The following is a 22,275-nucleotide window of genomic DNA, read 5'->3' on the forward strand; positions in this document are numbered from 1 at the left end:
CCGGGTTCGGCGGGCCGCACCCGGGGCGCCGAGCGGCGCGTCCTCTCGAACCTGACCGGCCGGTCCTGAGTACTTCCGCGCACGCCGGTACGCTCGGGGTGTGAACGCAGGAGAAACGCAGCGCGTGCCTTGGATCGTGGGGGTCTCCGGGGCGTCCGGTACGCCGTATGCCGCCGCGGTCCTGCGCGCGCTGCTGGACGCGGGGGAGTGCGTCGACCTGGTCGTCAGCCGGGCCTCGCGGCTCACCCTGCTCGACGAGACCGGTATCGCCTTCCGGGACGCGCACTGGCGCGACGACCTGCGGGAATGGCTGGCCAGGGGAGCCGACGGAAAGCCGGAGAGCTTCCCGGTGGACATCGGCCGGGTGCGGTACTGGGCTGCCGGGGACCTGGCGGCCGGGCCGTCCTCGGGGTCGTACCCCGCGAAGGGGATGCTGATCGTGCCCGCGTCGACCGCGTGTGTCGCGGGGGTCGCGCTGGGGCTGTCGAAGGACCTGCTCCAGCGGGCCGCCGGCGTGACCCTGAAGGAGCGCCGCCCGCTGGTCGTGGCCGTACGGGAGGCTCCCCTGGGCGGTCAGACACTGCGGCACCTGGTCGCCCTGGACGACGCCGGCGCGAGCGTGGTGCCCGCCTCGCCGGGCTTCTACGCGGGCGCCACCCACATCCAGGACCTGGTGGACTTCGTGGCCGGGCGGGTCCTCGACGCGGCGGGCGTCAACCACCGCCTCTACCGCCGCTGGAAGGGCGAACTCGGCCAAGGCGGGGCAACCCCTGCGACGTGAGCGCCGTCTGAGCTAGTCGCAGTACCTGACATCACCCAAGAACTTTCAGCGGAAGGCTTCGATCGCATGGACGCCGTGGACAGGCAGCTCATCCAGGCCCTGAGAGAGAACGGCCGGGCCTCCTACGCGGAGCTGGGGCGCCTCGTCGGCCTGTCGGGACCCAGCGTCACCGACCGCATCAACCGGCTGGAGGCGGCCGGTGTCATCACCGGTTACCGCGCCACCGTCGACTCCGCCTCGCTCGGTCTGGGCGTCATCGCGCTGATCGGCATCTCGCTCTCCGACGCCGCCGACCACGAGGACGTGGCCGCCCGGCTGAAGGACCTCGGGGAGATCGAGGACTGCTGGTTCATCGCGGGCGACGACTCGTTCATGCTCAAGGTGCGGGCGACGGACGTGGACGGACTGGAGAAGATCATCCGCCGGCTGTCGGGGACCAAGGGCGTGTCCCGGACCCGTACCACGGTCGTGCTCTCCACGAAGTGGGAGAACAGGGTCGGGGAGCTGCCCGAAGAGGAGTAGCCGCGTTCGGGTGTCCTTTGGGGCCGGCTCACGCCCGAGGGGTGGGGGCGTACGGTTGTCGGATTCGTCGTGGAAAGGTTGTGGGCATGGATCTCGGGCTCAAGCGCGAGCTGGAGGAGAAGGTCAGGGCCGGTGAGCGGCTGACCCGTGAGGACGGCATCGCGCTGTACGAGTCGGACGACCTGGCCTGGCTCGGAGGACTCGCGCACGAGGTGCGGACGCGCAAGAACGGTGACGTCGTCCACTTCAACGTCAACCGTCACCTCAACATGACCAACGTGTGCACCGCGTCCTGCGCCTACTGCTCCTTCCAGCGCAAGCCGGGCGAGAAGGACGCGTACACGATGCGCATCGAGGAGGCGGTGAAGCTCGCCACCGCGATGGAGAGCGAGAACCTCACCGAGCTGCACATCGTCAACGGCCTGCACCCGAGCCTGCCGTGGCGCTACTACCCGCGTTCGCTGAGCGAGCTGAAGAAGGCGCTGCCGAACGTCTCCCTCAAGGCCTTCACGGCCACCGAGATCCACCACTTCGAGACCATCTCCGGGCTCGGCGCGAGTGAGATCCTCGACGAGCTCATCGACGCCGGTCTGGAGTCGTTGACCGGCGGCGGCGCCGAGATCTTCGACTGGGAGGTCCGCCAGCACATCGTCGACCACGACACCCACTGGGAGGACTGGTCGCGCATCCACCGGCTGGCGCACGAGAAGGGGCTGAAGACCCCGTGCACCATGCTCTACGGCCACATCGAGGAGCCCCGCCACCGGGTGGACCACGTGCTGCGGCTGCGTGAACTGCAGGACGAGACCGGCGGCTTCCAGGTGTTCATCCCGCTGCGCTACCAGCACGACTTCGTGGACATGAAGGACGGCAAGGTCCGCAACCGGCTCCAGGCGCGTACCCAGATGGCGACCGGCGCGGAGGCCCTCAAGACCTTCGCGGTGTCCCGGCTGCTGTTCGACAACGTCCCGCACGTCAAGGTCTTCTGGGTGATGCACGGCGTCCAGACGGCCCAACTGGCCCTCCAGCACGGCGCCGACGACATGGACGGCTCGGTCGTCGAGTACAAGATCACCCACGACGCCGACAACTACGGCACCCCGAACAAGCTCACCCGCGAGGACCTCCTCGACCTCATCCGCGACGCGGGCTTCCGCCCCGTCGAGCGGAACACGCGGTACGAGATCCTCCGCGAGTACGAGGGCCCCGATCCGGCCCGCCGGGAGGCGCCGCAGGCGATGCGGGTCTGAGACCGTTCCCGCCCGCGGGTCCGTGGGTGGCCGATCGCGCAGTTCCCCGCGCCCCTGGGGCGGGGGCTTGTGAGGGCACCTCGCCCGCGGGTCCGTGGGTGGCCGGTCGCGCAGTTCCCCGCGCCCTGGGGCGAGTATCCCCACCTAGGGGCGCGGGGAACTGCGCGACCAGCCCCCACGCACCCGCAGCCGCAATGCGTCCGAACCACCCCCGGCGGGTACTCGGCCCCCATGCCCCCCGAGGACGCATACACGGCGGAGCCCTTCGTGCCGACCCGCGGCGGTCTCGCGGCCCTGCGCCGCGCCGCCGCCGACTGTCAGGGCTGCCCCCTGCACCGGGACGCCACCCAGACGGTGTTCGGTGCCGGAAAGGCGGCCGCCCGAGTCATGCTCGTCGGGGAGCAGCCCGGTGACCAGGAGGACCGCCAGGGCAAACCCTTCGTCGGCCCCGCCGGCAAGCTCCTGGACCGCGCCCTGGAAGAGGCGGGCATCGAGCCTGCGGACACCTACGTCACCAACGCCGTCAAGCACTTCAAGTTCACCCAGGCGGAGCCCAAAAAGCGCCGGATACACCGGGCACCGACGCTGCGGGAGATGATGGCATGCGCCCCGTGGCTCGCCGCCGAGCTGGCCGTCGTCGAACCGGAGCTGATCGTGGTGCTGGGTGCCACCGCCGGCAAGGCCCTGCTGGGGTCGTCGTTCCGGGTCACGCAGGTGCGCGGGACGGTGGTGGAGGAGGAGATCCACGGTCGCCCGGAACGGCTGGTGCCGACCGTGCACCCGTCGTCGGTGCTGCGCTCGGACGACCGGGAGGCCGCCTACCGGGCACTCGTCGCCGACCTGACGGTGGCGGCGCGAGCGCTGGGGTGACGTACACGACGTCGCTACGTCCTTGAGGCGACCCTCGCGTAATAACTACTCTCGCCTCATGCCCCTTACCTTCACCCTCGACCCGGCCGTCACCCCCGCCCTGCGCGACGGCCTCCTCGACCTGTGGACGGACGTCTCCAACACGGGCGGCGCCGTCGGTTTCGTGGCGCCGGTGAGCCAGGAGGCGATCCGGCCGGAGCTGGTGAAGCACTTCGTGGGGATGGCCGAGGGCCGCGCCCGGCTGCTCGTCGGGTACGACGAGGAGGGGCAGGTCGCCGCGGCCTGCTTCCTCACCTTCAACACGCACCGGCTGATGACGCACTGGCTGTGGCTCTACACGGTGATGGTCCACCCCCGGCACCAGGGCCAGGGGTACGGCCGGGACCTGCTGGCCGCCGCCGCGGACGCGGCCCGCACCCTCGACGGCATCGAGGCGATCCGGCTCACCTGCCGCGGCGGCCTGGGCCTGGAGCGGTTCTACGAGTCCTGCGGCTACAAGGAGGTCGGCCGGGTCCCCGACGCGATTCGCGTCGCCCCCGGCGACGACCGGGACGACGTGATCATGCTGCTTCCGCTGCACTGACCGGCCTGACCTGACCCGACCGGACCTGGTCCACCCCCCTCGAAGATCGGGACTCGGGCGTGCTTCACTGGGCAGTGCCCCTTTTTGGAATCGGAAGAGTGGATTGAGATGCTCCGCTACACGCTGATGCGCCTCGGGATCTTCGTGGGCTGCCTCGGGGTCGTCTGGGGCCTCGTCTACTCCGGTGCCGCCCCGCGTGGCCTCGGCGCCTCCAACGGCATGTGGGTCATCCTGCTGGCCCTGGTGATCTCCGCCCCGATCAGCTTCGTCGTGCTCCGCAAGGAACGCGACCGCGCCTCGATCCAGGTCGTGCGCAAGGTGGACCGTGTGAAGGCCAACCTGGAGGCGAACCGCAGCCAGGAGGACACCGCCGACGACACGGCGCGGGCCCAGAGCCAGGCTTCCTGACCTGACTGCGAGTGGTCGGCACCCAACTACTCTGTGCGCATGGGTGCCGTGAAGAGCAAGCGCATGCCGCGAGCGGTCCGTGAGCAGCAGATGCTGGACGCCGCCGTACGGACCTTCGGGCAGCGCGGGTACATGGCCGCCTCGATGGACGAGATCGCCGAACTGGCGGGCGTGTCCAAGCCGTTGGTGTACCTGTACCTGAACTCGAAGGAAGACCTCTTCACCGCCTGCATCCGGCGTGAGGCGCGGGCGCTCACCGAGGCGGTCCGGGCCGCGGTCGGGTCCGGTCTGCCGGCCGACCGCCAACTCTGGGACGGGCTGCGGGCGTTCTTCGGGCACACCGCGCAGAACCCGGACGGCTGGTCGGTCCTGCACCTCCAGGCCCGCACCCACGGCGAGCCGTTCGCCGCCGAGGTCACCGCGATGCGGGCGGAACTGGTCGCGTTCGTGACCCGGTTGATCGCCGTCGCGGCCCGGTCCGCCCACCGGGACCCCGATCTGCCGGAGCGGGAGGTCGCCGGTCTGGCCGAGTCCCTGGTCGGAGCCGCCGAGTCGCTGGCCGACTGGGCCAACGCGACGGACGGTGTCACCGCCCGGCAGGCGGCGGAGACCCTGATGAACTTCGCGTGGGCCGGCCTGGGCAACCTGATGGAAGGGCGCCCCTGGTCACCGCCCGACCCCGCTCACGAGACCAGCGGGTAGACGCCTCCGGTCACATGGGTACGGCCGTCCGCGCCGCGCAGTGCGAAGAGACCGTCCCCGGCCGCGTACGTGACCGTCCCCGGCAGCGGCACCGGCGCCCGGAAGTCGGCCCGCATCACGGCGGCGGCCGGGGTGCCGTGCGCGGCCAGACAGCGGGCCACCGTCCACATGCCATGCGCGATGGCCCCGCGGAAGCCGAACAGCCGTGCGGTGAGCGGGTACAGGTGGATCGGGTTGCGGTCCCCGGAGACCGCGCCGTACCGCCGCCCCACGTCCCCGGCGAGCTGCCACTCGGCGACGGCGGGCAGGGGGTCCCGCTGGTCGGTCACGGAGGTCACGGAGGTCACGGACGTCACCAACGCCGCCGCCCCCGGCAGGCCGTCCGTGCGGTGCCGGGCCAGATACGTACTCCGCGACTCCCACACCGCCTCATCTCCCGCCGCTCCGACGGCCCCCGTCCGCCCCCCGTCCGCCGCCCGCACCTCGGTCACCACGGCGGCCTCGGTGCCCCGCCGGTGCGGGACCACCTCGTCGACGTACACCGTGAGCCGGTACTCCCCGGTCGCGGTCAACGCCCGCCGCTGGGTGATCTCGACGGAGGTGTGGACGAGCCCGAGCAGCGGCAGCGGAAAGTCCCGGCCGCTCATCAACCGCATGGCCAGCGGGAAGCCCAGGACGTGCGGATACGTCGGCGGCAGCGCGTCGTCCCCGGTCGGGAACCCGCACACCCGCTCGTAGGCGGCCAGCCGCGCCAGGTCCACGCGCAGACCGGGCAGCACCAGCCGGGTGCGGGGGAAGCCCGCGTCCGGGCGGGGCCGTTTGAACGGGGACAGCAGGGCACCACGGGCGAGCAGGGGCGCGAGGGAGGGGGATCCGGTCAGGACGGTCAGGTGGCGGTCGACCATGTCATCTCCCAGCTGCGGTGACTGCCCTTACCCGCTTCCTTACTCCAAAGTAAGGTTACTGCGGGTAAGCCTATGTCAAAGGTGCGGAGCCGGTCGACACGCCCCCGTCGCGGCCGCCGACGTCACGGCACCCCCGGAGCGCCCCGCCGCCGCCCTGACCAGGGCGGACGCGAATCGTCCGCACGTAACCTCCGAGGTTGCACACGCCCGGCTCGGAAACACCTCCGAACCCGCACCAACCTTCCACGAGGGCCCCGTACGATCGCCGCCTAACCCCCGGTAACCCGGCAGTGACTCTCAAGGACCCCTAAGTCGCAACAGCCGGTGAACGTCCCGGTACGTACCGCACGTACCACTTGCAGCAGAGTGGAACCGAGCTGCACGCCTCAGGAGCTGCCCCATGTCCCTCTCCTACCTGTCCGGCCACGACTACGACGGAGCGCCCGTTCTGGTCGCACCGGAGATCCGGCGACTGGACGGTGAGGTCCGGGAGGTGTCCGTGCCGGCGATCGCCCCGCCGGTCACCCACGGCTCGCTGGCGGACCTGCCCTTCGACAACGCCGACGCGGCTCCTGAGCACCGGGTGCTCAGCCGCTCCACGGGGGACGGGGGCTGGGAGCATGTGACGGCCGCCCAGTTCGCCGAGCAGGTACTGGCGTTGGCGAAGGGCATGATCGCGGAGGGGCTGATGCCCGGCGACCGGATCGCCGTGATGGCCCGGACGATCTACGAGTGGACGCTCCTCGACTTCGCCGCGTGGGCCGCCGGCCTGGTCACCGTGCCGATCTACCCCACCTCCTCCGTCTTCCAGACCCGCTGGATCCTCCAGGACTCCGGTGCGGTGGCCCTGGTGACGGAGCACGCGTCCCAGGCGGCGGCGCTGGGCCCGGAGCTCAGCCGGCTGCCCGACCTGAGCCACATGTGGGTCATCGAGAAGGGGCACCTGGAGCGGGTGGCGGAGCTCGGCCGGCCGGTCCCCGACCAGGAAGTCGCCGTACGGCGGGGGATGCTGGGCCCGGGCACCCTCGCCACCGTCGTCTACACCTCGGGCACGACCGGCCGCCCCAAGGGCTGTGTGCTGACGCACGGCAACTTCCTCGCCGAGGTCGACAACGCGATCGAACTGCTCCACCCCGTCTTCCGGTCGTCGTCCGCCGAGGAACTCGCCACCCTCCTCTTCCTCCCCATGTCCCACGTCTTCGGCCGGATGGTGGCGATCGCGTGCGTCCGCGCCCGGGTCCGGCTGGGCCACGTGCCGAGCCTGCAGGCGGAGGACCTGGTGGCCGAACTCGGCGCCTTCAAACCGACGTTCCTGTTGTGCATCCCGTACATGCTGGAGAAGGTCTTCAACAGCGCCCGGGCCAAGGCGGAGACCGGCGGCCGGGCGACCGCCTTCGACCGCGCGGTGAACGTGGCCGTCCGCTACAGCGAGGCGATGGAGGCCCGCCTGGCCGGCACCGGCTCCGGACCCAGCACCGCCCTGAAGGCCGCCCGCACCTTCTACGACTCCCTCATCTACCGCCGGATCCGCAACGCCATGGGCGGCAGGGTCCGCCACATCATCAGCGGCGGCTCACCACTCGGCCGCCGGCTCGCCGCGTTCTACTCGGGCGCGGGCATGGAGATCATCGAGGGCTACGGCCTGACCGAGTCGACCGGCGCGGCCACGGTCACCCCGCCGCTCAAGCCCCGCCTGGACACGGTCGGCTGGCCGCTGCCCGGCACCAAGGTGCGGATCGCGGCGGACGGCGAGATCCTGCTCAGCGGGGAGCATGTGTTCCGCGGCTACTGGGACCCGCACGGCGGCGGAGTGATCCCCGCGTCGACCGACGGCTGGTTCCCCACCGGTGACATCGGCCGTCTTGACGACGAGGGGTACCTCACGATCACCGGCCGCAAGAAGGAGATCCTGATCACCGCGGGCGGCAAGAACGTGGCCCCCGCCCCGCTGGAGAACTGGCTGCGCTCCCACCCCTTGGTCTCCCAGTGCATCGTCCTGGGCGACCGCCGTCCCTACATCTCCGCGCTGATCACCCTGGACATGGCCGGCGTCTCCCACTGGCGCCGGATGAACGGCAAGCACCCGGTCCCGGCGCAGCTCCTGGTCACCGACGAGGAACTGCGCGGGATCCTCCAGCGCGCCGTCGACGAGGCCAACAAGCTCGTCTCCCGCCCGGAGTCCATCCGCCGGTTCACGATCCTGCCGACCGACTTCTCCGAGGAGGCCGGCCATCTGACGCCGTCGATGAAACTGCGTCGGGAGACGGTACTGAAGGATTTCGCGCAGGAGGTGGAGGGGCTCTACGAGCGGTGAGCCGGGGCCCGCTCCCGGCACCGGGCCGGGAGCCGGTCGGTCCACCCAAGGCAGGAGCCCCGTCGCCTTGCGGCGCGGGGCTCCTTGGGTACTGCTATCGGTTCCGGATCAGAGCTTTGGGCTCATGAACTCAGACAGGGGTGACGTTCTCCGCCTGCGGACCCTTCGGGCCCTGCGTGACGTCGAAGGAAACCTGCTGGTTCTCCTCCAGCGAACGGAAACCGCTCGCGTTGATCGCGGAGTAGTGGACGAAGACGTCGGGGCCGCCGCCTTCCTGGGCGATGAATCCAAAGCCCTTTTCGGCGTTGAACCACTTCACGGTTCCGGTAGCCATAAGCCCTCCTTGGGCCCAAAGGGTTGCCCTGCTCCAGAACCCTGCAAGTGTGAAAACAAAAATGCCGCACAACTGCATACGTCTGAAAACGACTGGAGCCCGCGGTCACATGCTCCGCAGGCTCTGTACTGCAAGGGAAACCAAACTGCAACTTGCGGCGAGCCTAGCACGCGGGCAGCCGAAAGCAATAGAGGCCAAGATCACGTCACCCGGATGTTTGAAGATCGTTCGGAGGTTGACCTCGGGGGTGGAGTCCGGAGCCTACTCCTGTGGGTCTAGTCTCGCGATGTGGACATTGCTCGCACCCGGCCGCGCGTCGGCCACATCCAGTTCCTCAACTGCCTCCCCCTGTACTGGGGGCTCGCGAGAACCGGCACGCTGCTCGACTTCGAGCTGACCAAGGACACCCCGGAGAAGCTCAGCGAGCAGCTGGTGCGGGGGGACCTCGACATCGGTCCCATCACCCTCGTCGAGTTCCTCAGGAACGCGGGCGACCTGGTCGCCTTCCCGGACATCGCCGTGGGGTGCGACGGCCCGGTGATGTCCTGCGTGATCGTCTCGAAGGTTCCGCTGGAGGAGCTGGACGGCGCCCGCGTCGCCCTCGGCTCCACCTCGCGCACCTCCGTCCGGCTCGCCCAGCTGCTGCTGGCCGACCGGTTCGGCGTCGAGCCCGAGTACTACACCTGCCCGCCCGACCTCAGCCTGATGATGCAGGAGGCCGAGGCCGCCGTACTCATCGGAGACGCGGCGCTGCGGGCCCTCCTGCTCGACGGGCCGAGGTTCGGGCTGGAGGTCCACGACCTGGGCGCGCTGTGGAAGGAGTGGACCGGGCTGCCGTTCGTCTTCGCCGTGTGGGCGGCCCGCCGCGACTACCTGGAGCGCGAGCCCGTCATCACCCGCAAGGTGCACGAGGCCTTCCTCGACTCCCGCAACCTCTCCCTGGAGGAGGTCGGCAAGGTCGCCGAACAGGCGGCCCGCTGGGAGGCCTTCGACGAGCAGGTCCTGGAGCGGTACTTCACCACCCTCGACTTCCGCTTCGGCGGCCCCCAGCTGGAGGCGGTCGCGGAGTTCGCCCGCCGCGTCGGCCCCACCACCGGTTTCCCGGCAGACGTGAAGGTCGACCTGCTGGAGCCCTGATCCCGGTGGGTGGCCGTGGTGGGATGATCGGCCGATGACCGGCTTGCTGATCGCCGTCGCGGCGCTGTGGGGTGCGGCCGCCGGAGTGCTGGTGCCGCGCGCCGCGTACCGCTTCTCCGTTCCGGAGGAGGAGGACTGGCGGGATCGGTGCCCCGGCGGGCATCCGTTCGGCGGGCCGGCCGGCGGGTGGCTCGGCCGGGCGCGGTGCGGGCAGTGCACGCCGACCGGCGCGTACGGCCCCGGCGCCCCCCTGGTCTGTCTCGTCACCGCCCTCCTGTGCGCGGGCCTCGCCGCCGCCACCGACACCCGGCCCGACCTCGTCGTCTGGCTGCTGTCGGTGCCGGTGTGGGTCCTGCTGACCCTCGTCGACCTGCGGGTGCGGCGGCTGCCCGACGTGCTGACCCTGCCGCTCGCCGCCGCCACCCTCGCCCTCCTCGCGGTGGTCACCGCGGTGCCCGAGCACACCGGGCACTGGCCGACCGCCGCGCTGGGCGCCCTCGCGCTCGGCGCCGGATACCTCCTGCTGTGGCTCGTCAACCCCGGCGGCATGGGCTTCGGCGATGTGAAGCTGGCGCTCGGGGTGGGCGCCGCGCTGGGCTGGTACGGCTGGGGGACCGTGCTGCTCGGCACGTTCGCCGGGTTCCTGCTCGGGGCGCTGTACGGCGGTGCCCTCGTCGTCGCGAGACGCGCGGGGCGCAAGACGGCGATCCCGTTCGGGCCGTTCCTGTTGGCGGGGGCGTACCTCGGGCTGCTGATGGGCGCGTACGCGGCCTGAGGTCGGTCCCGAGAAGCGCCTGACGTAGGCTGGTTCGGTCCGTCCACAACCCTTGACGAAAGGGACGCCCGGTGACCGAGAAGGCCGACCTTCAGTCCGTCCTCGACCGTGCCGCCGAGGGTGGGCGGATCACCCCGGAGGAGGCGCTCGACCTCTACCGCGACGCCCCGCTGCACGCGCTCGGCGCCGCCGCCGACGCCGTGCGCCGCCGCAGGTACGCGGGCACCGAGCACATCGCCACGTACATCATCGAACGCAACATCAACTACACCAACGTGTGCGTCACGGCGTGCAAGTTCTGCGCCTTCTACGCGGCCCCGAAGGACACCGCCAAGGGCTGGACCCGCGACCTGGACGACATCCTGCGCCGGTGCCAGGAGACCGTCGAACTCGGCGGGACGCAGATCATGTTCCAGGGCGGCCACCACCCGGACTACGGCGTCGAGTACTACGAGAAGCACTTCTCCGCCATCAAGCAGGCCTTCCCGCAGCTGGTCATCCACAGCCTGGGGGCCAGCGAGGTCGAGCACATGGCCCGGATCTCCGGGGTGTCGGTCGAGGAGGCCATCACCCGGATCCACCAGGCCGGTCTCGACTCCTTCGCCGGTGCCGGCGCGGAACTCCTCCCGGAGCGGCCCCGCAAGGCCATCGCCCCGCTCAAGGAGTCCGGCGAGCGCTGGCTGGAGATCATGGAGACCGCGCACCGGCTGGGTGTGGAGTCCACCTCCACCATGCTCATGGGGACCGGCGAGACCAACGCCGAGCGCATCGAGCACCTGCGGATGATCCGTGACGTGCAGGACCGCACCGGCGGCTTCCGCGCCTTCATCCCGTACACCTACCAGCCCGAGAACAACCACCTGAAGGGCCGCACCCAGGCCACGCTCTTCGAGTACCTGCGGATGATCGCCATCGCGCGGCTGTTCATGGACAACATCGCCCACATCCAGGGCTCGTGGCTGACCACCGGCAAGGAGGTCGGCCAGCTGTCGCTGCACTACGGCGCGGACGACCTCGGCTCGATCATGCTGGAGGAGAACGTCGTCTCCTCCGCCGGCGCCAAGCACCGCTCCAACCGGATGGAGATCATCGACCTCATCCGCAAGGCGGGACGCGTCCCGGCCCAGCGGGCGACGACGTACGAGCACCTCGTCGTGCACGACGACCCGGCGAACGACCCCGTCGACGAGCGGGTGATGTCGCACATCTCGTCCACGGCGATCGAGGGCGGCACGGCTCACCCCGAGCTGAAGCTGCTCACCTCCAACTGAGCTGATCCGAGCACGGGGTGGAGACCATTCACGCGGCCGACGAGGTCCGGCGGACCTGGGACGGCACCGAGCCGGTCAAGGACGGTGCCGTGGCGGTCAAGGGCTCCCGGGTCGCCGCCGTGGGGACGCTCGCGGAGGTGCGGGAGCGGTTTCCGGGCGCTCGGGTGCGGCACTGGCCCGGGGTGCTCGGACCGGCGCGCGTTCATGAGGGCCCGCTCCCCGAGGCCCCGTCGCCACGCGAACGCGTCCACGCGGTGCTGAAGACCGGTGCGGTGACGGTCCTGGAGGAGTACGTCGACTCGCCGGAACTCCGCGCCGCGGCCGACCGGAACGACCTCGTCGTACTCCCGCGCACCCGCCCGGCGGCCATCAGGGAGACCGAACGCGCCGACCTTGCGGTCTTCGACGAGACCGGCGCGTGTGTCGCGACGGTGTGCGCGGGACGCCTGGTGCACCGGCGTCGGTGACGTCCGGGCGGTGGGCGTCGTCGACACCTCGTCCGGAAGGCGGCGTCAGCCCGCGAACGCCTTCGCGAACGCGCCCGAACCCTGTTCCACCCCGCTGCAATTGGTGCTCGCGTCGTCGTCCCCGGTTTTTCCCTCCGCGCACTGCTGGTCGCGGAAGGTCGACCACATGGACACCCACGCGATCTCGTTCTCGGCGGCGAACGTCCGCACCTGGGCCGCGTCGGCGAGGGTGAAGGTCTCACCGTCGACATCGTTGACGCCGATCATCGACGTGAGCGCCATGCCCCGCCAGGCGGCCGCGGACGCCAGCCCGAACACCTTCATCAGCTGGGTGTGGGAGGCCTTGGCGGAGGTGAGCGCGTAGTCGCCCATGTCGCCGTCGTACGACTCGCCGTAGTTCATCGTCATGAGGTTGACGGTGGAGACCTGCACGTCGTGCTCGTTGGCCGACTCCAGCAGCGCCAGGCCGTCCGCGTCCAGGCCGGACGGCATCACCGGCAGCGTGAAGGAGACGCCGAGGTCGGCGCGGTCCCGTTGCAGGAGGGCGATCGCCTCCGAGCGGCGGTCCACCGAGGCGGCGTCGGCCAGTTCGTCACCCTCGATGTCGAAGTCGGCCTGGGTGGAGCCGGCCGCGTCCAGTGCCCTGCCGTACGCCTCGGCCAGCTTCGCCGCGCTGTCGCAGGTCGCCGCGAGTTCCTTGCCGGAGGCCCCGCCGAAGGAGACCCGCACGGTGGCACCGTCCTCCTTCAGGCGCGCGATCCGGGACTTCACCGCGGAGGAGCCGACGGCGTCGTCGTCGTTCCACTTCGGTGTGCAGCCACTGCCGTCGGAGATCACGAAGGCCAGGTTGTACGTCCCGGGGGAGCCCGTGGCATCGAGGTCGGAGGCGTCCGTCGCGCTGACGTAGGGGGCGTAGGCGGTGGCCGTCGACGCCTCCTCGCTCGGCGGAGTGCTCGCGCTCGCGCTCGCGCTCGGGGCCGTGGTCGTCCGTCCGGAGGCGTCGGGTGCCGCGTCCGAGGTGCCGTCTGACTCCGCGGAGCAGCCCACGGTGGTCAGCGCGAACAGGCAGGTGAGCCCAGCCGCCGGCTTCAGGAGACTCCGCATTGCGTATCCACCCGCTCTCGTTGCTTCTGTCTCAGGACGGAAACGAAGAGCGCTTCCGGAGGGGAAATGTCTCACACCCGACCGGGCTTCGCAGGGACAGCAAACACACGGGCACTTCATGGGCAGACATGGTCAAAAGGTGCACCTCAAGGGTGCGATCCGGGCATTCAACTCCTTTCTCTGCGAGGGGAGTTACGCAGGATTTCTGGGAAACTCTCAGGAAAGGGACAGGTTGGCGACTTTCTCACGGGCGGCTCACAAGAAATGCAGAGTCAGGACCGAATAAAGGGTCCCTAGCATCCGGGAATGCATTCTGAGCCTGCCATCGAAAACCGCGCCGCCACCGCCGGGCGCGGACGCCGCCGAAAACGCGGCAGCGAGTCCGCCGAGGGGCCCGTGTTCGTCGACACCTCCGGGCGCCGCTCCAAGCTGCTGCGCCGCGTCGGTCTCCTGGTCGGTGTCGTCTGCCTCGGGTACGCGGTCGTGCTCAGCATGGCGTTCATGGGCATCGGCACCTCGATCAACCCGTCCTCGCTGGTGCCGTTCGGCGGCGGCCGCGGCGGTTACCAGAACTCCGGCCCCCGCGGCGCCGAGCCGCAGGGCGGTATCGGCACCCCGCCCGCGAGGCCCACCGGCACCCCGCCCACGGGCATCGCCACCGGCGCCCCGCCCAGCTCCGCCCCGACCGTGTCGGCGTCCGCCGCCGCGGCCGACGACTGACGGGAGCGCAGGCACCCCATGACGACGACACCCTCACGCGGCCGCCGGCGCGCCCCCACCCGGATGGAACGGGCGGCAGGCAAGGCCGCGGCACTGCAGAGACCGCGGATCATCCTCGCGCTGCTGCTCCTGCTCGCCCTGACCAGCGTCATGCTGCTCGACGGCTATCTGCGCGCCGAGGTCGGCGGCGACCAGCGGGTGCGCGACGGAGCCGACTCCGACGAGGTCCCCGACAAGGTCCTCAACGGCGGGCCGATCCTCTCCTTCCGGGGCGGCCGGGCCACCACCGTCTCCGTCCCGAAGAAGACGATCGCGCTCACCTTCGACGACGGCCCCAACCCGACGTACACGCCCGACGTGCTGAAGGTCCTTCAGAAGTACGACGTCCCCGCCACGTTCTTCCTGGTCGGCTCGATGGTCTCGCGCTACCCGGGCATCGTGGACGACATGGTCGAGCAGGGCAACGAGGTGGGCATCCACACCTTCACCCACGTCGACCTGTCCTACCAGAGCGACGCCCGGGTCCGGCGCGAGATGGAGCAGACGCAGCTGACGCTGGCGGGCGCGGCCGGCATCACGACCACCTTGTTCCGGGCGCCGTACTCCTCCAAGACGGACGCCATCGACAACTACAGCTGGCCCGTCTACAAGGAACTCGGCGCCGACGGCTACACCAGCGTCTTCATCGACACCGACAGCGACGACTGGAAGAAGCCGGGCGTCTCGAAGATCGTCCAGTGGGCCACGCCGAAGGGGACCACGGGCGCGTCGGTCCTGATGCACGACGCGGGCGGCGACCGCGCGCAGACGATCCAGGCGCTGCCGAAGTACATCGAGAAGATGAAGGCGAAGGGGTACACCTTCACCACCATCAGCGGCGTCATCGAGCAGCAACAGCAGTCCGGCGCGGGCGGCAGCGGACAGCCGACGGGCGGACCCAACGGCCCGACGAGGAATGGGAGTTCGACCGCCTCCCCGCTCCAGGCCGCACACCGTGAGGCCACCGGAGCGACCCTCTACGAGGGCGAGGCCCTCGTCCTGGCCGTCGCCGTCGCCGAGCTGGCCGTTCCGGCCCTCTCGGCCGGGCTGATCGTCGTGGGGGTGGCGGTCATGGGCCGGTTCGGCATGATGCTGATCCTCGCCCGCCGGCACTACCGACAGCGCAACACCCGCCGGTTCAGCTGGGGACCGACGGTCACCCGGCCGGTGAGCGTGATCGTCCCGGCGTACAACGAGAAGGAGTGCATCGCCAACACCCTCGAGTCGCTGGCGCGGAGCACCCATCCGATCGAGGTCATCGTGGTGGACGACGGCTCGACCGACGGCACCTCCGAGATCGCGCGCGACGCGGCCGCGTCCCTCGGCATGACGAACGTCCGGGTCATCCGCCAGGAGAACGCGGGCAAGCCGGTCGCCCTCAACAACGGGGTACGCAGCGCCAGTTACGACATCGTCGTGATGATGGACGGCGACACGGTCTTCGAGCCGGACACCGTACGGCACCTCGTACAGCCGTTCGCCGATCCGGAGGTCGGGGCGGTCGCCGGAAACGCCAAGGTCGGCAACCGCGACACCGTCATCGGCGCCTGGCAGCACATCGAGTACGTGATGGGCTTCAACCTCGACCGCCGTATGTACGACCTGCTGCGCTGCATGCCGACCATCCCCGGTGCGATCGGGGCGTTCCGCCGCGACGCGGTGCTCCAGGTCGGCGGGATGAGCGAGGACACCCTCGCCGAGGACACCGACATCACCATCGCCATGCACCGGGAGGGCTGGCGGGTCGTCTACGAGGAGCACGCCCGCGCCTGGACCGAGGCCCCGGGTTCCCTGAAGCAGCTGTGGTCGCAGCGCTACCGCTGGTCCTACGGCACCATGCAGGCGCTCTGGAAGCACCGCAAGTCCCTCACGGACAAGGGGCCTTCGGGACGCTTCGGCCGGGTCGGCATGCCGCTGGTGGTCGTCTTCCAGATCGTCACGCCGGTCTTCGCCCCGCTCATCGACGTGTTCACCGTCTACTCGATGATCTTCGTCGACTTCCAGGCGGCGCTGCTGGCGTGGTGCGCGGTGCTGGCCGTCCAACTCGTGTGCGCGGCGTACGCCTTCCGCCTCGACCGCGAGAAGTACCGCTACCTGCTGATGATGCCGCTGCAACAACTGGCCTACCGCCAGATGATGTACCTCGTCCTCATCCACTCCAGCATCACCGCCCTCACCGGCGGCCGCCTGCGCTGGCAGAAACTGAAGCGGACCGGCGAGGTCGGCACTCCGGCGGGGGCGAGCCGATGAGCTGGGGCCAGGAGCAGCCGCAGGGGTACGGCCATGGGTACGGGGAGCAGCCCGGCCACGGGTACGAGGAGTACGCGGGGTACGTGGGGCGTGAGGGGTACACGGGGTACGTGGGGTACGACCAGCAGTCGTATCCGCAACAGCCCCATCCGCCGGTGTGGGCGCCGGAGGCCGAGGCCGAGACAGAGGCCGCTGTCGGGCCGGCGGAGGAGAAGCCTCCGCCACCGGCGAAGCCCGCCGGCCGCGACCGCTACTTCGACACCCTCAGGGCCGTCGCCCTGATCCGTGTCGTCACCTACCACACCTTCGGCTGGGCCTGGGCCGGACTGGTCTTCCCGTCGATGGGGATCATGTTCGGCCTGGCCGGCACCCTGATGGCGAAGTCCCTGGAGCGGCCCGCGCTCACGGTGGTGAGGAGCCGGCTGCGCCGCCTGCTGCCCCCGTTCTGGTTCTGGGGCGTCTTCGTGGTCCTGGCGATGCTGGTCCACGACTGGATGCCGGGCTGGCAGATCGTCTACTGGGTTGTCCCGCTCGGCGACCCCCCGGGCAACGCGTGGGGCGAGCAGGCCTGGGAGATCCTCTGGTACCTGCGGACGTACCTCTGGTTCGTGCTCCTGTCCCCGCTCCTGCTGAAGGTGTTCCGACTCGCTCCCGTCCCCGTACTGTTCCTGTCCCTCGCCCCGGTCCTGGTCCTGAACTTCGTGTGGTCCGGCCCGGACGACCGGCTCGGCAGCGCGCTGTGGGACCTGTCGACGTACCTGTTCTGCTGGATCCTCGGCTTCGCCCACCGCGACGGCGTGCTGCGGCGGCTGAGGCCGGCCGCGGTGGTCCTGCTGTCCCTGGCCGCGCTCGGGTACGGCGGCTGGTACGCCTTCTCCCACCGGGCCGAGTTCGGGACCTACGACCTGGACGAGATCCCCCTCGCGCAGGCCTTCTGGTCGGCCGGTTTCGTCATGCTCCTGATGTGGGCCAAGTCGCGGTTCCGGATCGACTTCGCCGGACTGACGTCCATGCCCCGCCTGGACCGGATCGTGACGGTCTTCAACGCCCGGGCCGTGACGATCTACCTCTGGCACCAGATCGCGCTGATCCTCGCGGTCCCGCTGATCGACCAGTTCTGGGAGGTGCCCGCGTTCGAGAGGTATCTGCCGCTGGAGAGCCAGTGGTTCATGTTCGGCGTCGGCTGGGTCCTGATCGCCGGGTTCGTCCTGCTGTGCGGGTGGGTGGAGGACGTGGCCGCGAGGAAGAAACCACGGCTCCTCCCCTGAGCGGGCGCGGGGTGACGTACTGCAACAATGGCCACGTGACCCGCGCCTCCCTGAACAAGCAGCCGCACGAAGTCGCCTCGATGTTCGACGACGTGGCGGAACGGTACGACCTGACCAACGACGTGCTGTCGCTCGGCCAGGACCGGGTGTGGCGCAAGGAGGTGGCCAGGGCCGTCGACGCCCGTCCCGCGCAGAAGGTCCTGGACCTGGCCGCCGGTACGGCCACGTCCTCCCTGCCCTTCGCCCGCACCGGCGCGTACGTCGTCCCGTGCGACTTCTCCCTGGGCATGCTCCAGGTCGGCAAGGGCAGGCACAGCTGGATGCCGTTCACCGCGGGCGACGCGACCAGGCTGCCCTTCAAGGACGACACCTTCGACGCCGTCACCATCTCCTTCGGGCTGCGCAACGTGCAGGACACGGACACCGCGCTGCGCGAGATGTACCGGGTGACCAAGCCCGGCGGCCGGGTCGTGATCTGCGAGTTCTCCCATCCGACCTGGGCACCGTTCCGCACGGTGTACACCGAGTACCTGATGCGTGCCCTGCCCCCGGTGGCCCGTGCCGTCTCCTCGAACCCCGACGCGTACGTCTACCTCGCCGAGTCGATCCGCGCCTGGCCCGACCAGCCCGCACTGGCCGGGCGGCTGCGCGAGGCCGGCTGGTCCAAGGTGGCCTGGCGCAATCTGACCGGCGGGATCGTGGCCCTGCACCGCGGGTTCAAGACCGACGGCAAGTAGGCCGTTGGGGCTGGGCCGCACGGGCCTGCCCGGTGGTCAGTACGGCGAGCCGAATCCGGCCACGGTGGCGAAGGGGCCGCCCGGCTCATCGAGTTCGCGCCGCAACCCGCCTCCGCCCGGCCGCGGCAGGCGCGGCTCGTGGACGCCCGCGCCTCCGCCTCCCTCGCCCTCGCCGAACTCGAACCAGACCGTGACCACGGCCCCGCGCGGCACTTCGACACCGGGTGGCGGATATTGCCGTACGACGTAGTCGACGACGGTGCGGGAGAAGTCGGGGCGGTCGGGCGCGGCGAGCAGCACGCCGCCTGTCGCGGCTGCCTCACGCGCGTCCATGGCCATCAGGCCGACCAGCCTCGGCACGCGCACTTCCAGCGGTTTGGGTGTAATTCGCACGGATGTCACCCCCAGCGGTACTGGCAGAGTAACCCCGGCCCGGTACCGCCCGGAAGCGTCAAGTGTCGTTCTGTAGCAGTCGATTACTCTCGGTGACGTCTCGTGCTGGATCCATTCATCCGGATGCAGTCATCTGGATGCACGAGGGCTGGAGAATCAGCCGGTAGCAGTGCCCCTCCTGGCGGGTGCTCGGCGTCACGAAGACCTCGGCGAGGCTCATCCCCAGGCGCCGGGTCACCGCGATGGAGCGCGCGTTGGCGGCGTTCACCATCGCCACCACGGTCGGTACGCCCGCCGCACGCACCCGTTCCACCGTCATCCGCGCCGCGGCGGTGGCGTACCCCTGGCCCCAGTGCTCCCGTCCGAGCCGCCAGCCGATCTCGATCTCGCCCTTGGGGCCCCACTCCCGCTCCCACGGCTGGGCCCCGGTGAAACCGATGACCTGCCCGGACTCGTCGAGCATGGTCCACAGGCAGTAGCCCCGCTCGGCGTCGTGCCGGCGCTGGCGCGCGGTGAGCTCCTCGTAGACCGACAGCTCCGCGACCCGGCCGCCGTGGAACTCCATGACGTCCGGGTGGGCGAAGGTCCGGTGCCAGGCCACCGCGTCCTCGTCGGTGGGGACGCGCAGCCGTACTACGGGGAGAGCTCGGTTCACTGGGCAGCCCTTCAGCCGGGTGATCAATTCTGCTGAATAGACTGCCCATGTCCAGTGCCGGTCGGCACGCACATTCCGAACTTGGGGAGATCCCGCCGTGACCGAGCCCCTCTCCGAAAGCACCGCCGATGTGATCGTCGTCGGCGCGGGGCCAGCCGGCTCCACCACCGCGTACCACCTCGCCAAGGCCGGACTCGACGTGCTCCTGCTGGAGAAGACCGAGTTCCCGCGCGAGAAGGTCTGCGGCGACGGCCTCACCCCGCGTGCCACCAAGCAGCTCGTCGCCATGGGCATCGACATCTCCGAGGAGGCCGGCTGGCTGCGCAACAAGGGCCTCAGGATCATCGGCGGGGGTGTGCGGTTGCAGCTCGACTGGCCGGAACTCGCCTCCTTCCCGGACTACGGCCTCGTCCGCAAGCGCGACGACTTCGACGAGCAACTGGCGCGGCAGGCACAGAAGGCGGGCGCGCGGCTCTACGAGCGCTGCAACGTGGGTGCGCCGATCCTCGACGACCGCACCGGCCGGATCACCGGCGTGCACGCCAAGCTCGGCGACGAGAAGCGCCAGGTCACCTTCCGCGCCCCGCTGGTCGTCGCCGCCGACGGCAACTCCACCCGGCTGTCCCTCGCGATGGGGCTGCACCGGCGCGAGGACCGCCCGATGGGCGTCGCGGTCCGTACGTACTTCACGTCACCCCGCCACGAGGACGACTACCTGGAGTCCTGGCTGGAACTGTGGGACCGCCGGGGCGCCGAGGACCGCCTCCTGCCCGGCTACGGCTGGATCTTCGGCATGGGCGACGGCACGTCGAACGTCGGCCTGGGCGTCCTGAACACCTCCGAGTCCTTCAAGGAGCTGGACTGGCGCGAGGTCCTGAAGGCCTGGTGCGCGTCGATGCCGGAGGACTGGGGCTACACCCCGGACAACATGACCGGTCCCATTCGCGGGGCCGCGCTGCCCATGGCCTTCAACCGCCAGCCGCACTACACCAAGGGCCTGCTGCTTGTCGGCGACGCCGGCGGCCTCGTGAACCCCTTCAACGGCGAGGGCATCGCCTACGCCATGGAGTCCGGCCAGATCGCCGCCGAGGTCATCGCCCAGGCACACGCCCGCGCCACTCCCGCGGGGCGCGAACTGGCCCTCCAGCGCTACCCGCGCGTCCTCAAGGACACCTACGGCGGCTACTACACGCTCGGCCGCGCGTTCGTGAAGCTCATCGGCAACCCGAAGGTCATGAAGATCGCGGCCCAGCGCGGCCTGACCCACCCGCTGCTGATGAAGTTCACCCTCAAGATGCTCGCCAACCTCACCGACCCCACGGGCGGCGACGCGATGGACCGCATCATCAACGGACTGAGCAAGGTGGCACCGAAGGCGTGATCGGCCGCTGAGGGGGACGATCCGGTCACCTCAGTGCGATCCGTCGCTGAGAGCGGCTGACGTGGCGGCCCGGCGCGCGAGGACCTCCTCCCGCCGGGCCGCGCTCGGTCCGCCCAGCACCGCCGGGCTCGGCCCGCCCCGGACAACACCCCTGTCGTCCCTGGGCAGTCCTGTGGCGCCACTCGGGCACAACAGAGGGGGCCGTCGCCCGAGCGGCTGCGGCCCCCTCCGTATGTCTGTGTGTGTCCCGGTGTCAGAGCACCCGCACCGCGCCGGTCGGCGGGTCGTACGAGAGCGGCTTCTCGGCGACGCCCGTCGACGGGTTCTGCGCACCGACGAACATGCCGTCGCCGACGTACACCGCCACGTGGTACGCGCTGCCCGCGCTGCCCCAGTACAGGATGTCGCCCGGCTGCAGGTTGCTCAGCCCGACCTGGGTGCCGGCCGTCGACTGGTCCTGCGAGACGCGCGGCAGGCTGATGCCGACCTGCTTGAAGGCGGCCTGGACGAGGCTGGAGCAGTCGTAGGCGGACGAACCGCTCGCGCCCAGCACATAGGGCTTGCCAACCTGCGACTTCACGAAGGAGACGACCGCGGCGGCCGAACCGGTGGCCGTGGACGAGGACGTGGACGTGCTCACGGACGTGTCAGCGCTCGCGGCGGCGGACAGGGTGGTCCGCTCGCTGCTGCGGGTCGCGCGCTCGGCAGCGGCCTTGCGAGCGGTCTCCTCGGCGGCCTTCTTCTTGGCCTCCGCCTTCTTCTTCGCCTCAGCGAGGTCCGCCTTGGCCTGCTTCGCCGCCTTTGCGGCGGCCGCGTCACGCTCGGCCTGCAACTGGTAGTTCGCCGCGGCCTGCTGTGTGGCGTCGGCGGACTGGGCGACCTGGGTGGCCATGTCGGCCGTCAGGGTGGGAAGTTCGAGCGTCTGCGTCACCGGCTCGGCGGCGCTGGCCGAACCGGCTGCCCCGGCGACAGCCAGGGTGCTGAGAACGCCACCGGCCACTCCGGCCCGCATCGCGATTTTCGACGCGCTGCGGCGGGGTTTCCGGTGGCTGCGTATGTGAGCGGTGTGGGACATGAGAACAACCGGTATCAGGGGCTCCTCCATACCTTCAAGAAACGTGTGCTGCGCCACAGTTGTTCAATCGGACCTCTGAACGACAGGTGTGCCGCTCTTTATTGACGCCGTAACGGACATTGCGGACGCAGGCGATCAAGCCTGTGATCATGGCCTTTCGTCGTTTGGTCCGGATTGCCCTCCGCCTACCATCTGTCGCGGTGAGTGGCCAAGCCTGCTTCTTGTGTGGCTCCTGTGGATGTGGCGGAGGTCACGCAACGGTTGCGAGAACGGTCGCGTCTCGCGGGGGGATCACGGACCGATTGCGAGCGGGTCACGACCGGACACCCGCTCG

Annotated in this window: 23 protein-coding genes; 17 read left to right on the plus strand and 6 right to left on the minus strand. The window is 70.2% G+C overall.

What is annotated here, in order from left to right; all coding sequences use genetic code 11:
- Nucleotides 1-124 precede the first annotated feature (124 nt).
- The 7 genes from ACFYRY_RS13920 to ACFYRY_RS13950 all read left to right on the plus strand — a co-directional run bounded on the left by ACFYRY_RS13920 (nucleotide 125) and on the right by ACFYRY_RS13950 (nucleotide 5,116).
- The gene (locus ACFYRY_RS13920) at nucleotides 125-781 is read left to right on the plus strand and encodes a UbiX family flavin prenyltransferase (RefSeq protein ID WP_389143989.1); all 657 of its coding nucleotides are present in this window, start codon (nucleotides 125-127) and stop codon (nucleotides 779-781) included.
- A 66-nt stretch (nucleotides 782-847) separates the two neighbouring features.
- Nucleotides 848-1,303: an Lrp/AsnC family transcriptional regulator gene (locus tag ACFYRY_RS13925; protein WP_356766010.1), complete on the plus strand. Its 456-nt coding sequence runs from the start codon at nucleotides 848-850 to the stop codon at nucleotides 1,301-1,303.
- An 86-nt stretch (nucleotides 1,304-1,389) separates the two neighbouring features.
- Entirely contained in the window at nucleotides 1,390-2,553 is a 1,164-nt protein-coding gene (gene mqnE / locus ACFYRY_RS13930; RefSeq protein WP_389143993.1) for an aminofutalosine synthase MqnE, read from the plus strand.
- A gap of 231 nt (nucleotides 2,554-2,784) precedes the next feature.
- Nucleotides 2,785-3,423 carry a UdgX family uracil-DNA binding protein gene (locus ACFYRY_RS13935; protein WP_389143996.1) on the plus strand — a complete coding sequence of 213 codons (639 nt, stop codon included), beginning with the start codon at nucleotides 2,785-2,787 and terminating at the stop codon, nucleotides 3,421-3,423.
- Nucleotides 3,424-3,481: 58 nt separating this feature from the next.
- Nucleotides 3,482-4,006 carry a GNAT family N-acetyltransferase gene (locus ACFYRY_RS13940; protein ID WP_389143999.1) on the plus strand — a complete coding sequence of 175 codons (525 nt, stop codon included), beginning with the start codon at nucleotides 3,482-3,484 and terminating at the stop codon, nucleotides 4,004-4,006.
- A gap of 108 nt (nucleotides 4,007-4,114) precedes the next feature.
- Nucleotides 4,115-4,414, plus strand: a complete 300-nt coding sequence (locus tag ACFYRY_RS13945; protein ID WP_389144002.1) for a DUF4229 domain-containing protein — start codon at nucleotides 4,115-4,117, stop codon at nucleotides 4,412-4,414.
- Between the two features lie 39 nt (nucleotides 4,415-4,453).
- Nucleotides 4,454-5,116 (plus strand): TetR/AcrR family transcriptional regulator, encoded by a 663-nt coding sequence (locus tag ACFYRY_RS13950; RefSeq protein ID WP_389144005.1) that lies wholly within the window; start codon nucleotides 4,454-4,456, stop codon nucleotides 5,114-5,116.
- Here ACFYRY_RS13950 and ACFYRY_RS13955 read toward each other — a convergent pair.
- Complete coding sequence (locus ACFYRY_RS13955) at nucleotides 5,098-6,021, minus strand: MaoC family dehydratase (protein ID WP_389144008.1); 924 nt, start codon at nucleotides 6,019-6,021, stop codon at nucleotides 5,098-5,100. The two genes, ACFYRY_RS13950 and ACFYRY_RS13955, sit on opposite strands and share 19 nt — an antisense overlap.
- A gap of 400 nt (nucleotides 6,022-6,421) precedes the next feature.
- On the opposite strand from ACFYRY_RS13955, the gene ACFYRY_RS13960 reads away from it, so the two are divergent.
- Entirely contained in the window at nucleotides 6,422-8,335 is a 1,914-nt protein-coding gene (locus tag ACFYRY_RS13960; RefSeq protein ID WP_389144010.1) for an AMP-dependent synthetase/ligase, read from the plus strand.
- A gap of 130 nt (nucleotides 8,336-8,465) precedes the next feature.
- Here the strand turns inward: ACFYRY_RS13960 and ACFYRY_RS13965 are convergent, their stop codons facing one another.
- Nucleotides 8,466-8,669, minus strand: coding sequence for a cold-shock protein (locus ACFYRY_RS13965; protein ID WP_003992177.1), 204 nt, complete (start codon nucleotides 8,667-8,669; stop codon nucleotides 8,466-8,468).
- Nucleotides 8,670-8,957: 288 nt separating this feature from the next.
- Here ACFYRY_RS13965 and ACFYRY_RS13970 point away from each other — a divergent pair, with 288 nt between their 5' ends.
- From ACFYRY_RS13970 to ACFYRY_RS13985, 4 genes are all read left to right on the plus strand, one after another.
- Nucleotides 8,958-9,806 (plus strand): menaquinone biosynthetic enzyme MqnA/MqnD family protein, encoded by an 849-nt coding sequence (locus ACFYRY_RS13970; protein ID WP_389144013.1) that lies wholly within the window; start codon nucleotides 8,958-8,960, stop codon nucleotides 9,804-9,806.
- Nucleotides 9,807-9,840: 34 nt separating this feature from the next.
- Complete coding sequence (locus ACFYRY_RS13975) at nucleotides 9,841-10,581, plus strand: prepilin peptidase (RefSeq protein ID WP_389144016.1); 741 nt, start codon at nucleotides 9,841-9,843, stop codon at nucleotides 10,579-10,581.
- Between the two features lie 71 nt (nucleotides 10,582-10,652).
- The gene (gene mqnC, locus ACFYRY_RS13980) at nucleotides 10,653-11,852 is read left to right on the plus strand and encodes a cyclic dehypoxanthinyl futalosine synthase (RefSeq protein WP_389144018.1); all 1,200 of its coding nucleotides are present in this window, start codon (nucleotides 10,653-10,655) and stop codon (nucleotides 11,850-11,852) included.
- A 17-nt stretch (nucleotides 11,853-11,869) separates the two neighbouring features.
- Complete coding sequence (locus ACFYRY_RS13985; protein ID WP_389144021.1) at nucleotides 11,870-12,319, plus strand: hypothetical protein; 450 nt, start codon at nucleotides 11,870-11,872, stop codon at nucleotides 12,317-12,319.
- A 45-nt stretch (nucleotides 12,320-12,364) separates the two neighbouring features.
- Here the strand turns inward: ACFYRY_RS13985 and ACFYRY_RS13990 are convergent, their stop codons facing one another.
- Nucleotides 12,365-13,423, minus strand: a complete 1,059-nt coding sequence (locus tag ACFYRY_RS13990) for a chitinase (RefSeq protein ID WP_389144024.1) — start codon at nucleotides 13,421-13,423, stop codon at nucleotides 12,365-12,367.
- Nucleotides 13,424-13,729: 306 nt separating this feature from the next.
- Between ACFYRY_RS13990 and ACFYRY_RS13995 the strand changes: the two genes are divergently transcribed.
- From ACFYRY_RS13995 to ACFYRY_RS14010, 4 genes are read left to right on the plus strand one after another with little or no spacing between them, the layout of a single operon-like run.
- The gene (locus tag ACFYRY_RS13995) at nucleotides 13,730-14,143 is read left to right on the plus strand and encodes a hypothetical protein (protein WP_389144026.1); all 414 of its coding nucleotides are present in this window, start codon (nucleotides 13,730-13,732) and stop codon (nucleotides 14,141-14,143) included.
- Nucleotides 14,144-14,161: 18 nt separating this feature from the next.
- The gene (locus ACFYRY_RS14000) at nucleotides 14,162-16,432 is read left to right on the plus strand and encodes a bifunctional polysaccharide deacetylase/glycosyltransferase family 2 protein (RefSeq protein ID WP_389144029.1); all 2,271 of its coding nucleotides are present in this window, start codon (nucleotides 14,162-14,164) and stop codon (nucleotides 16,430-16,432) included.
- A complete protein-coding gene (locus tag ACFYRY_RS14005; RefSeq protein WP_389144032.1) occupies nucleotides 16,429-17,700 on the plus strand; it encodes an acyltransferase in 1,272 nt (423 codons plus the stop codon). Before ACFYRY_RS14000 ends, ACFYRY_RS14005 begins: the two co-directional genes overlap by 4 nt.
- Nucleotides 17,701-17,735: 35 nt before the next feature.
- Entirely contained in the window at nucleotides 17,736-18,437 is a 702-nt protein-coding gene (locus tag ACFYRY_RS14010) for a demethylmenaquinone methyltransferase (protein WP_389144035.1), read from the plus strand.
- A gap of 36 nt (nucleotides 18,438-18,473) precedes the next feature.
- Here ACFYRY_RS14010 and ACFYRY_RS14015 read toward each other — a convergent pair whose 3' ends face one another.
- Together ACFYRY_RS14015 and ACFYRY_RS14020 are read right to left on the minus strand one after the other, a co-directional pair.
- Nucleotides 18,474-18,830 (minus strand): PASTA domain-containing protein, encoded by a 357-nt coding sequence (locus tag ACFYRY_RS14015; protein ID WP_389144038.1) that lies wholly within the window; start codon nucleotides 18,828-18,830, stop codon nucleotides 18,474-18,476.
- A 115-nt stretch (nucleotides 18,831-18,945) separates the two neighbouring features.
- Nucleotides 18,946-19,485 carry a GNAT family N-acetyltransferase gene (locus ACFYRY_RS14020; protein ID WP_389144041.1) on the minus strand — a complete coding sequence of 180 codons (540 nt, stop codon included), beginning with the start codon at nucleotides 19,483-19,485 and terminating at the stop codon, nucleotides 18,946-18,948.
- Nucleotides 19,486-19,582: 97 nt separating this feature from the next.
- On the opposite strand from ACFYRY_RS14020, the gene ACFYRY_RS14025 reads away from it, so the two are divergent.
- Nucleotides 19,583-20,866, plus strand: a complete 1,284-nt coding sequence (locus tag ACFYRY_RS14025; protein WP_389144044.1) for a geranylgeranyl reductase family protein — start codon at nucleotides 19,583-19,585, stop codon at nucleotides 20,864-20,866.
- A 253-nt stretch (nucleotides 20,867-21,119) separates the two neighbouring features.
- Here the strand turns inward: ACFYRY_RS14025 and ACFYRY_RS14030 are convergent, their stop codons facing one another.
- Nucleotides 21,120-21,941: a C40 family peptidase gene (locus ACFYRY_RS14030; protein ID WP_389144046.1), complete on the minus strand. Its 822-nt coding sequence runs from the start codon at nucleotides 21,939-21,941 to the stop codon at nucleotides 21,120-21,122.
- Nucleotides 21,942-22,275 lie beyond the last annotated feature (334 nt).

This window comes from Streptomyces sp. NPDC005263 (assembly GCF_042872365.1).
Taxonomy (GTDB): domain Bacteria; phylum Actinomycetota; class Actinomycetes; order Streptomycetales; family Streptomycetaceae; genus Streptomyces.